At 71.9% G+C, this 13,197-nt stretch carries 10 protein-coding genes and 2 pseudogenes; 6 read left to right on the top strand and 6 right to left on the bottom strand.

What is annotated here, in order from left to right:
* Nucleotides 1-9 precede the first annotated feature (9 nt).
* A complete protein-coding gene (locus ACWDO5_RS19095) occupies nucleotides 10-1,221 on the bottom strand; it encodes an ROK family transcriptional regulator (protein WP_450531497.1) in 1,212 nt (403 codons plus the stop codon).
* A gap of 316 nt (nucleotides 1,222-1,537) precedes the next feature.
* Between ACWDO5_RS19095 and ACWDO5_RS19100 the strand changes: the two genes are divergently transcribed.
* Nucleotides 1,538-2,206, top strand: a complete 669-nt coding sequence (locus tag ACWDO5_RS19100) for a hypothetical protein (RefSeq protein ID WP_450531498.1) — start codon at nucleotides 1,538-1,540, stop codon at nucleotides 2,204-2,206.
* Between the two features lie 233 nt (nucleotides 2,207-2,439).
* On the opposite strand, the pseudogene ACWDO5_RS19105 reads toward ACWDO5_RS19100, so the two are convergent.
* Nucleotides 2,440-2,703 (bottom strand): annotated as a pseudogene (locus ACWDO5_RS19105) (replication initiator); the annotation flags it as partial.
* Between the two features lie 150 nt (nucleotides 2,704-2,853).
* Nucleotides 2,854-3,441: a DUF2637 domain-containing protein gene (locus ACWDO5_RS19110; protein WP_450531499.1), complete on the bottom strand. Its 588-nt coding sequence runs from the start codon at nucleotides 3,439-3,441 to the stop codon at nucleotides 2,854-2,856.
* Nucleotides 3,442-3,936: 495 nt separating this feature from the next.
* Between ACWDO5_RS19110 and ACWDO5_RS19115 the strand changes: the two genes are divergently transcribed.
* Nucleotides 3,937-4,500, top strand: coding sequence for a Uma2 family endonuclease (locus ACWDO5_RS19115; protein ID WP_450531500.1), 564 nt, complete (start codon nucleotides 3,937-3,939; stop codon nucleotides 4,498-4,500).
* A 148-nt stretch (nucleotides 4,501-4,648) separates the two neighbouring features.
* Here ACWDO5_RS19115 and ACWDO5_RS19120 read toward each other — a convergent pair.
* Nucleotides 4,649-4,861: pseudogene (locus tag ACWDO5_RS19120) on the bottom strand (site-specific integrase); the annotation flags it as partial.
* A 62-nt stretch (nucleotides 4,862-4,923) separates the two neighbouring features.
* The gene (locus ACWDO5_RS19125; protein ID WP_450531501.1) at nucleotides 4,924-5,988 is read right to left on the bottom strand and encodes a mechanosensitive ion channel family protein; all 1,065 of its coding nucleotides are present in this window, start codon (nucleotides 5,986-5,988) and stop codon (nucleotides 4,924-4,926) included.
* 269 nt (nucleotides 5,989-6,257) lie between these two features.
* Between ACWDO5_RS19125 and ACWDO5_RS19130 the strand changes: the two genes are divergently transcribed.
* On the top strand, nucleotides 6,258-6,794 hold the full coding sequence (locus ACWDO5_RS19130) for an HNH endonuclease (protein WP_356226193.1): 537 nt from the start codon (nucleotides 6,258-6,260) through the stop codon (nucleotides 6,792-6,794).
* Between the two features lie 47 nt (nucleotides 6,795-6,841).
* On the opposite strand, the gene ACWDO5_RS19135 is transcribed toward ACWDO5_RS19130, so the two are convergent.
* Nucleotides 6,842-9,919 (bottom strand): beta-N-acetylglucosaminidase domain-containing protein, encoded by a 3,078-nt coding sequence (locus ACWDO5_RS19135; RefSeq protein ID WP_450531502.1) that lies wholly within the window; start codon nucleotides 9,917-9,919, stop codon nucleotides 6,842-6,844.
* A gap of 268 nt (nucleotides 9,920-10,187) precedes the next feature.
* Here ACWDO5_RS19135 and ACWDO5_RS19140 point away from each other — a divergent pair, with 268 nt between their 5' ends.
* The 3 genes from ACWDO5_RS19140 to ACWDO5_RS19150 are packed head-to-tail and all read left to right on the top strand — an operon-like array spanning nucleotide 10,188 to nucleotide 12,916.
* The gene (locus ACWDO5_RS19140; RefSeq protein WP_450531503.1) at nucleotides 10,188-10,382 is read left to right on the top strand and encodes a hypothetical protein; all 195 of its coding nucleotides are present in this window, start codon (nucleotides 10,188-10,190) and stop codon (nucleotides 10,380-10,382) included.
* On the top strand, nucleotides 10,383-12,665 hold the full coding sequence (malQ, locus tag ACWDO5_RS19145; protein WP_450531504.1) for a 4-alpha-glucanotransferase: 2,283 nt from the start codon (nucleotides 10,383-10,385) through the stop codon (nucleotides 12,663-12,665). It begins immediately after the preceding gene.
* A gap of 20 nt (nucleotides 12,666-12,685) precedes the next feature.
* Entirely contained in the window at nucleotides 12,686-12,916 is a 231-nt protein-coding gene (locus ACWDO5_RS19150) for a hypothetical protein (protein WP_450531505.1), read from the top strand.
* The last annotated feature ends 281 nt before the right edge of the window (nucleotides 12,917-13,197 follow it).

Raw genomic sequence — 13,197 nt, forward strand, 5'->3', positions numbered from 1 at the left:
AGCGGTCTCTCAGCGGGAGGTGTCGAAGATCTCGTCCCGCGTGGTGACCAGGGCGCTCTCCAACGCCCCGCGCAGGACCGGGTGTTCGCGTATGGAACCGAGCACAAGGCGCGGCCTTGACGCTGCGAGTTCGGTGAGCTCCGCCTGCACGCGTTCGCGCAGCGGCTCCCCGCCGGCGGTGATCACATCGCCGGACAGGACGACGAGCTCGGGGTCGAGCACGGCGACCATGGAGGCCAGACCGGTCGCAAGCCCCGTCGCATACGCGTCGAGCAGTTCACGGTACGGACCCGACTCGGCGCCGGCCGCCCGGGAGACCAGCGCGGTGGCGACCTTGGCGTGCGGGCCGTGCCCGACGCCCTCGATCCCGAGCCCGCGCGCCAGGCGCGGCAGCGCCTGGGCACCGGCCAGTTCCTGGAAGCCGCCGCTGTTCGCCTTGGTCACCTGGCGCACCAGGGGGGTGCCGGGTACCGGCAGAAAGCCGACCTCGCCGGCGCCGCCGGTGAGGCCCCGGTGCAGCCGGCCACCGATGACGAGGGCGGCGCCGAGGCCTTCCTCGTTCCACAGCAGGACGAAGTTCTCATGCCCGCGCGCGGCGCCGAGGCGCTGCTCGGCGACTGCGGCCAGGTTGACGTCGTTCTCGTACTCGACGGGCATCGGCAGTACGGCGGCCAGCTCGTCGAGGAGGGTGGGGGAGTGCCAGCCGGGGAGATGCGACGCGTACCGCAGCCGCCCGGTGGAGGGGTCGAAGGCGCCGGGCGTGCCGATGACCAGACGGTGCACGTCGGAGCGGGTGGCCCCGGCGGCCTTCACCGCCCCGTCGAGCGCCTCGGTGACCTGCCGTACGACGCTCTCGGCGCGCCGCCCCGGGGTCTGCAGCTCGAACTCGCCGACGGTGGCGCCGGTGATGTCGGCGACGGCGGCGCGGATGCGCTGCGGGGTCATATCGAGCCCGGCGGCGAGGGCGGCCCGCGCGTTGACGGCGTACAGCTGGGCATTGGGCCCGGGCCGCCCCTCGGTGGTACCGGTCGCGACGACGAGGCCGGCGGCCTCGAGCCGGGCGAGCAACTGGGATGCGGTGGGCTTGGAGAGGCCGGTGAGCTTCCCTATTTTCGTCCGGGAGAGCGGGCCGTGTTCGAGCAGCAGGTCGAGCGCGGCCCGGTCGTTCATGGCGCGCAGGACGCGTGGGGTTCCGGGTGTGGTTCCGCTGGATCCGGCCACGACGGATGCACCTGCCTTCGGCTGCCTACTTCCCCGGCTGGTCCGCTGCTGGACTGTTAGGAAAGTTTCCTATTGTGATGGGAGAAAGGTAAGGCGCACGTCGGGCGGGCGTCAATGGTCACCGCCGGGGAGGCAACCAAAGCGTTACCTCTGGAGGGCGTGGGGCGCCCGGCTGCAGCGGGGGGGTCCTGGCTGGATTGCTGCCGGTCTGAGGCGGTCTATGGGGGGTCAGGCTCTTGCTTGGTCGTAAGTCCGTGGCGGATTTTGACTGTCAGGGGCATGTAACCGCGCTTAAGCTGCCCCGGCCGATCTTCACTTGATCGGCTTCTTTGTGACGGGTCTGGGGAGTCCCTGGGGTAGCGCGGCCGAGGAGCCCGAGCCGGAGGACCCCAACCGACCGGGCGCAGGTGACTCCACCGCGGAGCTGCCCGTGCAGGTGGACGGCGCCTCAGTCGCGGTCGAGCCGGATCTGGGTCTGCTGCGAGGCGAGCAGACGGTCTACCCCGTCTACATCGACCCGCCGATGGGGCTGGCACTGCAAGAGCGCACGGTGCTCTCGTCGGATGGCGACCGGTTCTGGGACTTCGACGGCGACCACGGCGTTGGCAACTGCAACCGTCTCGGCCCGTGGTTCTGCGGTACGGACTACACGAACCGCATGTACTTCGAGTTCGCACCGACCAATCTGTCCGGCAAGTACGTGGTTGACGCGGTCTTCCGCGCTCATGAGACCTGGTCGTTCTCCTGCACCGCGCACGAAGTGGACCTGTGGCGCACCAACAACATCTCCGAGGGCAGCAGCTGGCCGGGGCCCGCGCATCTGGACAAGATGGGAGACCGCAACATCTCAGCCGGGCGCGGCACCAACTGCACTCCCGAACAGCCGGACAGCTGGGTCGAGTTCCATGACAACGCGGCGGAGAGCGACGAGAACCTGACGTCCACGGTCCGTAACGCGCGGCGGTGGACGGCACGGGCAACGTGACAGCGCGGGTGGAAGTCCCGGCGGACGATGTCCTGGACGAAACCGGGTTCAACATCCCCGCAGACGTGACCGCTGTCTTTGACGCGGCCCAAATGGACCCGGCCGACCCGAACGGCACGCCGGGCAAGCTCCGGCTGTACATCGGTGCGGCACCGCAGCTACTGAATCCTGGCGCAGGCCTGATTTCTGGGGCGCAGGGGACCGGCGAACTGGCTGCGGGCCGGGGTGCCAGCGCTGGGACAACCGGTGGAGGAGCGGCGGTTGCCGCACGTGGTGAGCAGGCTGCCCGTGGGCTCGGCGGAGGAGGTGTAGGAGCGCAGCACCTCACCCGTCGCGGTGTCGACGGTGGCGGTGCGGCCGGTCAGGCGTACGGGTTCGGTGCAGCCGCCGAGGTGTTCGATCTGCTGTTGTGCGCGGTCGAAGTCGGGGTGGTTGACCAGGTGGAGCAGGTCTCGCACGGCGGGGCTTGCCACGTGGCGCAGGTCCGGGGTGACCATTCGGGGCGTGTCCCTTCTGTCGGGGTGGTGGCCCCGAGCAGCAACCAGCCAGTCCGGAAGGCGTGTTGGTGCTGCTCGGGGCATGACGAACCAGGCCCGTTGGCGGGCGTGGGTTTCAGCGAGGGTGATTCGGCCAGCGGGGCGCGGGGCTCAGAGCTGAGCGAGTGCGGCGGTGGCTACCGGCAGGGCGACGCCCATGCGGGTTCCCAGCTGGGCGGCGCTGATCGGTGTTCCGTGCTCGGCGTGGTGGGTGTCCGCGATGCGCCGGGCCGCATCGTGCAGGGCGGTCGGCAGAGCCGGGCGCGAGGAGGCCATGGTCGCCTTGCTGGCGGTGACCGACGGGGCGGCCGGGGCGGGTGTGGATTCGATTGCGTCGATCACGGAGGCGGCCATGACCGGAGCAGGCAAAGGGGTGGGCGCGCGGTCTGGGACCGATTCGGGGGCCAGGGGCACCGACTCGGCGGCAGGGACAGTGGTGGTGGCCTCCAGGTGCGCGGTGGGGCGGGTGAGGGTGTGGAACTGGGCGAGGAAGGCGGGGCCGACGTGGCCCCAGCCCAGCAGGAGGAGCGGGGCGACGGTGTCCAGGCAAGGTTGTCCGTAGCGTCCGGCCAGCAGTGGCTCGGCGGTATTCAGGGCGAGGGTGAGCAGCCCGCACAGGTGCAGCAGCCGGGTACCGGCCTTCAACTCCGCCTTGGGCACGCCGCGCAGGGCCAGGAAGCGCAGCGCGACCAGGAGCACCCGCGACTGATCTCGGCAAGACCGTCCCGGCAAGCTCTACCGCCAGTACGGCCACCGGCCGAAGGGCTGCGTTCTGGCTAGTCAGAGGTCTGCCGTGGTGAGCGTTGCGTCGATAATTTCTATGCGGTTTCAAGGCCACCGAGCTGGTCAAGGCGGGCCCGCTGACGCGGACCCGCGCGCGGCCAGTGCGCGGGCCCGGCCGCTACGGCGCCGCCCCGCTTACCCGACCCCGGGCCCTGGCCGGCAAAACCAGCACCCCGAAACGGCCCGGAGACCGCAGGAATCCCCCGACGCGCCAGCACTCGGCAGCCCAGGTCAACCATGCGCGAGCACACGCCGACGCCGCTTGGCGGACGACTGCACGGCACATTCGTTCGATGACTCGCTCATGGAGGCGAAACCCGGTGTCAGCAGGTGGTAGCGCCCGTATGCTGGCCACGTACCGCCTGTCGAGGTCACACCGAGACTGCCGGTCGGACGAGGAGGTGAAAGGGAATGAGCGTTGCCATCGACCACACCGGCCCCTGGACCGTCGCCGACGTCCTGGCCCTGCCCGAAGACCGCACCACCCGCTACGAGCTGGTGGGGGAGTCCCTCGTAACGTCCCCCGCACCCGGCATCCGCCACCAGCGGGCCTCGCTCCGGCTGGCGATGATCCTGCACGTGGCGGCCCAGGCCGCCAAGGCACCGGTCGAGGTGCTGGAGGCCATCAACGTCATCCTGCCGTCGGGCCTGGTGGTGCCCGACCTGGTGGTGACCGACGCCGGCGCGACCGCCGAGGACGGCGTCAGCGTCAACGCCGAGGGCGTGCAGCTCGTGGTCGAACTGGTCTCCCCCGGCAACCGCACCGTGGACTGCAAGTTCAAGCCGATGCTCTACGCCGAGGCAGCCATCCCGCACTTCTGGCGACTCGAGTTCGACCCGGCCCCGATGCTTGTCGTCTATGAACTGGAAGGCGGCCGGTACGTGGAGCGGACGACGGCCCTCGCAGGTGCGACAACCCACCTGGACACCCCGTTCCCTGTTGAGATCGACCCGGCTGGACTCTCCCGGCAGTAGTTGCCTGACGGCAACGCTGACGGCAACCGGACCCGCCAACGGCGGACGCCAGCGGACTTCCGTGGACCCATAGACCGGCGCTGACCTGCGAAAACACAGGTAAAACGGGGTCGCCCAGCACACGTACTACGGCGAAGCCCGGCATCGCGGAGGACGGGATGGGGAGGCCCCGATTGCTGTTGGCGATCTTCTCGGTCAGCTTGGCCAGGGCTTCCTTGCGGGTGGTGCCGTAGACGTGGACGCGCTTGCGTGTGTTGCCGGGGGCCAGCGCGTACCCGGCGGCTTCCCAGCGGCTGTCCTTGCGCGGGTAGACGGTTCCGATTGTTTCCGGGCTTCGTTCGGGCGCCGACGGCGCTGCGATGCCATGGAAATGGGCGGGGGTCCTCCCGTAGGAGGATCCCCGCCCATTTCGTACACGTACCGCTACTTCGCCAGGTTCGCAGGCGGCGCGATCGGCGTCGCCGCCAGTGACTGTGGCGACGTCGCTGACGCATACGCCGACGGTGCCGCCATCCCCGCCGTCGGGTCGAGCGCCGACGCCTCCTCGATCGCCGGCGGCAGGCCGCCCACGATGCGGATGCCGGCCGCGTCGAAGGCCTGCTTGATGCGCCAGCGCAGTTCCCGCTCCACACCCAGCGCCTTGCCCGGCATCGTCTTCGCCGCGACCCGGACCGTCATCGAGTCCAGCAGCACCTCGTTCAGGCCCAGCACCTCGACCGGGCCCCACAGCTGCTCGTTCCACGGGTCGGACTTCGCCAGGTCGTCCGCGACCTCGCCGATCACCGAGCGGACGTGGTCCAGGTCCTCCGAGGAGCGGACCATGACGTCGACCGTCGCCGTCGCCCACCCCTGGCTGAGGTTGCCGATGCGCTTGATCTCGCCGTTGCGTACGTACCAGATCTCGCCGTTGTCGCCGCGCAGCTTCGTCACACGCAGGCCCACCTCGATCACCTCGCCGGAGGCGACGCCCGCGTCCACGCTGTCGCCGACGCCGTACTGGTCCTCCATGATCATGAAGACGCCCGAGAGGAAGTCCGTCACGAGATTCCGCGCGCCGAAACCGATGGCGACGCCCGCGACACCCGCCGAGGCGAGCAGCGGGGCCAGGTCGATCTTGAAAGCGCCGAGGATCATCAGGCCCGCAGTGCCGAGAATCACAAAGGAAGAGACCGAGCGGAGTACGGATCCGATGGCCTCGGAGCGCTGCCGCCGTCTCTCGACGTTGACCAGCAGACCGCCGAGCGCCGTGCCTTCCACGGCCTGGGCGGAGCGGTTCATCCGCTCTATCAGCTTGGTCAGGGCGCGGCGGAGGAGCATGCGCAGCACCAGCGCGACCACCAGGATCAGCGCGATGCGCAGACCGGTGTTCAGCCAGGTGGACCAGTTCTGCTCCACCCAGCCCGCTGCGTCGCCGGCCTGCTTGGCGGCCTCGCCGAGCGAGACGGGCTCGGGTGACGGATCGGCGGCCAGTAGGACGGACCAGGACACGAGGGGAACCTCCAGGCATTGCGGTAGCAGACCAACCACCCTAACGGGGCATCCGGTGTGTTCCGTGGCGCTGTTCGAGGGAGAGACGAGGCTCACCTGGGGATGAACCTCGTCGAAGGCATGTCGAGGCACGTCGAAGGCATGTGGTCGAAAACACCTCGAGCCCGTTACCCGCACGTGGTGGCGCTCGGACCTGGCATGAGGAGAGACTGAGAGCAGATCGTCCCGGCGCGAGCCACGCGCCGCCGGCGTACAAGGAGGCATCCACCGTGCCGCACGTCCTGGTCCTCAATGCGTCGTACGAGCCCCTCGGCGTCGTACCGCTCCGCCGCGCGCTCATCCTCGTCCTGGAGAACAAGGCTCTCTGCCTCGAGGAATCCGGCGCCTTCATGCACAGCGCGACCCGTGTCATCGCCGCCCCCAGCGTCGTACGGCTGAAACGGTTCGTGCGGGTCCCCTACCGGGGGCCTGTTCCTCTCACCCGCAAAGCACTCTTCGCCCGCGACGGCGGGCGCTGTATGTACTGCGGTGGCGTCGCAACCAGCGTCGACCATGTCATTCCGCGCAGTCGCGGCGGACAGCACGTCTGGGACAACGTGGTGGCGGCCTGCCGCCGCTGCAATCACGTCAAGGCGGACCGGCATCTGCGGGAGCTGGGGTGGCGGCTGCGCCATCAGCCGGCCCCGCCGAGCGGGCTCGCGTGGCGCATCATCGGGACCGGGCATAGGGACCCGCGCTGGCTGCCTTACTTGCAGCCGTACGGCGCGGATGACGCGATGGCCCGGATCGACGGCATTTCCGCCTAGGATCCGGGCCTTCGTCGTCTCTCGCGCCGCCCCGTGCTCACTCGCGCTCACTCCGCGACGGCGTATGCCTCCACCGACCAGAGCGAGTACCCGTACTGGGTGGCGCGCGCCTCGCCCTGGACGCGGATGAAGCGGGTGTCGCGGCTGTCCATGCGGACCGCCTCGCGCCCGCCCCTGCCGCTCACCGTGGCGGCCGTGCGCCAGACGCGGCCGTCCGCGGAGACCTGCACGCGGTACTTCGTCGCGTACGCGTCCTGCCAGTGCAGCACCACCTGGCCGACCCGGGCCGGCCGCTTCAGCTCCAGCTGCCACCAGGCGCCGTCCTCGGCGGGCGAGGACCAGCGGGTCTTCGGGTCGTCGTCGATCGCCGAGGCTGCCGGGAAGTCGGCCGTCTCGTCGCCGGACGAGGAGGCGACGGAGCCCGCGGTGCGTGCGAGGTCGGGGCCCGCGGTGCGCGGATAGGCACGCACCGTGAGCGTGCGCTCCTGGCCCGCGAAGGACAGCGGCACCCGGTACTCCCCGGCCGGCGTGCCCGCCGGGACGGTGACCTCGACCGGCACAGTCGTACGCAGCCCACGCGGCAGCGTCGTCTCCTTCGGCACCGACACCTTGATGCCCGCCGGGGCCTTCGCGGTGAGCGCGCCACGCACCTCGGCGGGGCGGCGCGGGGTCAGATGGATGCCCGCCCGCTGCGGACCGCCGCCGATCTCGGCGTCCGTCTCGCCCTGTACGAGATCGAGGCCGGCCGCCGGCTCGTCGGCGAACCAGGGCACCACGGACCGTACGGCGACGGGCTCGTCCCCGTCCGACGCGATCCGCACCGCGTCCACCCGCAGGCCCTTGGCGTCGGTGTGGGTCCAGCCGCTCGCCGAGAGGGGGCCGAGCGAGCGCCAGCCCTCGCCCGGGACGTGCGCCTCAAGGCGGCCGCCGGAGCCCGAGCCACCGCCCGGGGTCGCGCCCCTGCCGGGGGTCCCGCTCGCACCTGTGCCCGGGGTCCCGCTCGCGGCCCCGCTCGGGGTCCTGCTCGCGGCCCCGGAGACCGCCGCCCCGCGCGGGGGCTCCGACATCACGGTCACTGCCGCCACCGGCCTCGGCCGGTCCAGCCGCACCGTGTCGTTGCCCGCCGTGTCCTTGACGCGGTCCGCGCCCGTCCAGGCCGCCGACTCCTTGGCCGCCCGGTCCAGGAACGGGTTCAGCACGCCCTTGCCGACCGTCGCCCGGCTCGCCCCGAGCTCCTTGCGCAGCGGCTCCAGGTCCAGCGAGGCCCGCCAGGCCGTCTCGCCGTCGCCGCGGGCCTGCGCCTGCAGCATGTCGACGGACAGCTCGCCGGCCCGGCCGTACCGCGCCAACTGCCCCAGCCACGGCCGTACTTCGTCGTCCAGACGGCCGTCGGCGGTCGCCTTCAGTCGCTGCGGGGCTTCGCGCATCACGCTGAACGCGGCGCGCAGTGAGGCCGCGGCCCGGTCCCTGGCCGCCACGTCGGCCGTCGTACGCGACCACCAGAAGTCCTTCAGCAGCGGCTGGAGATAGCCGGACTCGGCGGGGCTGAGGATCGAGGAGGCATGGTTGCCGGCCAGCGCGCGCAGCGCCTCACGGGTCGACGCGTCGCCGCCCGCGAGGTCGTTTATCGCGGCCTGCCAGGACTCCTGGGGGCGGTAGTTCTTCGGGTTCCATGCGTAGTCGGCCGCCGTGAACAGCGGGATGCGGGAGGCGGACGCCTGCTCCATGGCGTTGGCGAGCAGGGCGGCCGAACCTGTTGCCACGGCAGGCTCGCGGCCCGTGTAGGGGCCGAGGAACATCCTGTCCTGTGCGTAGTCGTTGACGGGGTAGTTGTCCATGGTGACCAGCGGGTGCCTGAACACGTCCCGCGCGCCGGCCAGTTCGCGCCCGGTGATCGTGCGCGGCACCACGCCCACGCCCGTCCACGCCACCTGGACCCGGCTGTCCAGCTCGCTCGCCAGCGCCCGCCGGTAGTCGGTGGTGCCGTCCTGGTAGAACTCCGTCGGCATCAGCGACAGTGGCTCCGCCCCCGGATACCGGTCCGCCAGATGCCGGGCCACCGCGCCCGCGACCCGCGCCTGCGCCCTGGCCGCCGCCTCCGGGCCGGAGCCGAAGGCGTCCGCGTCCTTGTCGCAGTGCCACTCGCTGTAGCTGACGTCCTGGAACTGAAGCTGGAAGGCGCGCACACCCAGTGCCCACATCGCGTCGATCTTGCGCGTCAGCGCTTTGACGTCGCCGTTCTTGGCCAGGCACATCTCCTGCGCGGGCGCGACGGCCCAGGCGAGTGTGACGTGGTTCCGCCGGGCGCGCTCGGCCAGCTCGCGGAACTCGGCGCGCTGCGCCGCGGGGTACGGGTCGCGCCAGCGAGCCTGCCGGAAGGAGTCGTCGCCGGGCGCGTAAAGATAGCGGTTCTGCTTGGTACGGCCCATGAAGTCCAGCTGCGCCAGACGCTGTTGATGGCTCCACGGCTGTCCGTAGAAGCCTTCCGTCAGGCCGCGTACGGCCGTGCCCGGCCAGTCGCGTACGAGAACTCCCGCGACGGTCTTCGTGTCCGTCCCGGCGACGGTCTTCTGGCCCGTCCCGGCGACGGCCTTCCGGTCGGTGATCAGTTGACGCAGCGTCTGGACGCCGTGGAACAGCCCGTCCTCGCCGACGCCGTCGAGCGCGACCGTGTCACGGCCCTGGACCTGGCCGACCGCGATCCGGTAGCCGCCGGAGGGCAGGTCGGCGCGTTCGGGCGCGCGCAGGGCGCGCAGCGCGTTCTGCGCGCCGGTGCCGCCGATGCGCAGGACGGGGCCGCGACCGGGCAGTTCTGTGTGCACGGTCCGTACGCCGGACTCGTGCAGCAGCTTCTTCAGCCGCTCCACGGAGTACGGATCGGCGGCCCGGTCCGCGACCACGGTGACCTCGTCGCCGAGCGGCACGGCGGGGCCGGCCGCCCGCATCGTCTGCGGGCGCGGCCACACCGACGGCAGTGCCGCCTCGCCCTCGGGGTCCTTGGCGGTGCTGGATGGGGAGGCGGGGTCTTCGGGTGCCGCGACCGCCCCGTGCGCGCCGCCGAGCAGGCCTCCGAGGACAGCGACCGCGACGGCTGTCGCGGTGCGCCTCCTGCGCGCGAGCCGCACGCCCGTCTCCCCTCGTTCTTCCCTGCCGTTCCGGTCGGTTTCGAGCCCACCACCACCACACTGAGGGTGTCAATGCGCATGGCCGTTGCGCCCCTTTTGCCTGATGCGATGGGTGGTTTCACTCGATGTGAGTCAACTGCTGAGTAAGGGAGGGAATGCGCGGAACGGAATGTGACGCGGAACACGTTGACTGATCGTGTACGTCTGCCGTCGCGCCCGCTGGGTAGGGCGTCTGTGTCCCACTACCGTCAGCTTGGAGTGACCCCCCATGGCCGCATCCGCACATCTGCTGCTCTCCGCCCTGTCCAAACAGGTCCCGGGCCCCGGCCCGCTGACCAGTGAACCCCCGCTCGCCGACGCCGCCCCCCTGACCAGCGAGCCGCCCCTCGCCGACATCGCTCCCCTCACCAGTGAGCCGACCGCGCCCGGCACGGCCGGCGGCACGGAGTCCCGAGGAGTCTGAATGGGCCTTGCCCGGCTCGCCGCGCTGCACGGAGTCGCCACCGCCTACGCGCCCTCGGAGGGCGTCACGGTCCCGGTCCCCGACACCACGGTCGTCGCGGTCCTCGCCGCACTGGACGTCGACGCGTCGACGCCCGCGGCGTTACGCGACGCCTTGAACCACGCCGAGTCCGCGGCGTCGGCCCGCCTGCTGCCGCCGACGGTGGTGCTGTGGCGTGAGGGCGGGGATCCGCTCCCACCTGCTCTGACGGCGCTCCCCGTGGGCACGAGTGTGCGGGTCGAGACGGAAGGGGGCGGGGCGGTCGAGTGGACCAGCCCGCCTCCGGCCGACGCTGTCCCGCAGGGCTGGGCGGAGCCGAGCAGCACGGTCGGCGCGGGGCCTCCGCCCGACGCGGGGCATCCCGCCGACGCGGCGCCTCCGGCCGACCCGACACCTCCCGCCGGCGCTGCCCTGCGGGGCGCGGCGGAGCCGAGCACCACGGCCGACGCGACACCTGCCGCCGACGAGCCCCGCGTCTGGTCGCAACTGCCCCTCGGTGTGCATCAGTTGTACGCTCACGCCCCCGACGAGCGCGTCGAGCGCTCCACCCTCATCGTCGCGCCCGCCCGCGTGCCGCAGCCAGACCGGCGTTCGTTCGGCTTTCTCGTGCAGCTCTACTCCCTGCTCTCCGCCCGGTCCTGGGGCATGGGCGACCTCGGTGATCTGGCTGAGCTCGCCACCTGGTCGGGGCGGGCGCTCGGGGCCGGGTTTGTGCAGGTCAACCCGTTGCACGCGGCTGTGCCCGGGCCGGCGCCCACCGATCCCTCGCCGTACCGGCCGTCCTCGCGGCGGTTCCCCGATCCCGTCCATCTGCGGATCGAGGACATCCCCGAGTACGCGTACGTCGGCGCCCGCGACCGGCAGCGGCTCGACGAGCTCCGTGACGAGGCCGCGCGGCTGCGTGAATCCGTGCTGGAGAAGGGCGCGTTGATCGACCGGGACGCCGTGTGGGCGCTGAAGCGCGCGGCTCTGGAGATCGTGCACCGTATCCCGCTGGGGCCCGGCCGCCGCGCCGTGTACTGCGACTTCCTGGCTGAGCAGGGGCAGGCCCTGGAGGACCACGCCACCTGGTGCGCCCTCGCCGAGGTGCACGGCCCCGAGTGGCACTCCTGGCCCGCCGCACTGCAGGACCCGCGCTCGCCCGAGACCGCGCGGGCCCGGCGCGAGCTGATGGAACGGGTCGACTTCCACGGGCGGCTCGCCTGGCTCACCGACCGGCAGCTGGCCGCCGCCGGACAGGCGGCGCACGAGGCGGGCATGGACGTGGGCATCGTCCATGACCTGGCCGTCGGCGTGCACCCCGGCGGCGCGGACGCCTGGGCGCAGCGGGAGACGTTCGCCGCCGGGATGTCGGTCGGCGCGCCCCCGGACGCCTTCAACGCTCGCGGCCAGGACTGGGGCCTGCCCCCGTGGCGGCCGGACGTGCTGGCCGCGTCCGGTTACGCCCCGTACCGCGGACTGCTCCGCGGCCTCCTCCGGCACGCGGGCGCGCTGCGAATTGACCATGTCATGGGCTTGTTCCGCCTCTGGTGGGTCCCGGAGGGCAGCCCGCCCACCGAGGGCACGTACGTGCGGTACGACGCGGAGGCGATGCTCGCCGTCCTCGCCCTGGAGGCCCACCGTGCGGGCACGGTCGTCATAGGGGAGGACCTCGGCACGGTCGAACCGGGTGTGCGCGAGGCCCTGAGTCGCAGGGGGGTGCTGGGCACCTCCGTGCTCTGGTTCGAGCGCGACTGGGCAGGCACGGGCCGCCCGCTGCCGCCCGAGCGCTGGCGTGAGGGCTGCGTGGCCACCGCGACCACGCACGATCTCCCGTCCACCGCGGCCCGCCTGACCGGCGAGCATGTGGCGCTGCGGCACCGCCTCGGCCTGCTCACCCGCCCCCTTGAGCAGGAGCGTACGCAGGACGCGGCGGACGTCGCCGAGTGGCTCGGCCTGCTCACCGGCCTCGGCCTGCTGCCCGAGGGCAGGGGCGACGAGGAGGGCCAGATCCGCGCGGCCTACCGCTTTCTGCTGGGTACGCCCGCCCGCATGGTCGGCGTCTGGCTGCCGGACGCGGTGGGCGACCGCCGCCCGCAGAACCTCCCGGGCACCTGGGACCAGTACCCCAACTGGCGCCTGCCGGTCGCGGACGCCGAAGGCCGCCCGGTCACCCTGGAGGCGCTGGCCGCCTCGCCCCGCCTGCATGCGCTGATGGGGGTCTTCGGGCCCCGTACGGCACCCCCGGACGCGCGGCCGGGATAGCCGTTCGCTACGTTGGCACCGTGGACAAGAAGAACGCTTTGCGCGCCGGCGCCGTCGCGGCCGGTACGACGCTGATGATGCTGCTCATGTCGTCGCCCGCGCTCGCCGCTATCCGTGACGACGGCTCAGACCCGGGCCCGGGTCTGAGCGTGATCGAGACGCTGGGCCTCTTTGTCGCGGCGCCGCTGGTCCTCTTCCTGGTGATCGCGGGCCTGGTGATGGCTCTCGACAAGTCCAGGAAGCAGAGCTGACCGGCTCCAGGCTCCGGCTGAGCGGCTCGAAGCTCCACCAGCTCCACCGACTTTCCCAAGGGCGCCTTTGGGGTGCGTACGCCCCCAAAGGCGCCGTTGTCATGCCTGCGGGTGGTGGGGCGTTGCGGGAGGTGGCGGCGGCGCGGATGGGTTGAGGGGCACGGGAGGGGGGGCCGGCGCCGGGGGGGCCGGGGGGGCCGCCCCGGGGGGGGGGAAGGAACCGCCCCGGGCGGCGCCGGGGCCCTACATTCAGGCGCGACCGCCCCCCGCCGCAACGAGGA

It is taken from the genome of Streptomyces sp. NPDC000880 (assembly GCF_053599675.1).

What these genes read in the sequence shown, in the direction of transcription:
- ACWDO5_RS19115 (WP_450531500.1), top strand. Translation starts at nt 3,937, where the DNA reads ATGAGCGTTGCCATCGACCACACCGGCCCCTGGACCGTCGCCGACGTC.
- malQ (WP_450531504.1), top strand. Translation starts at nt 10,383, where the DNA reads ATGGGCCTTGCCCGGCTCGCCGCGCTGCACGGAGTCGCCACCGCCTAC.
- ACWDO5_RS19140 (WP_450531503.1), top strand. Translation starts at nt 10,188, where the DNA reads ATGGCCGCATCCGCACATCTGCTGCTCTCCGCCCTGTCCAAACAGGTC.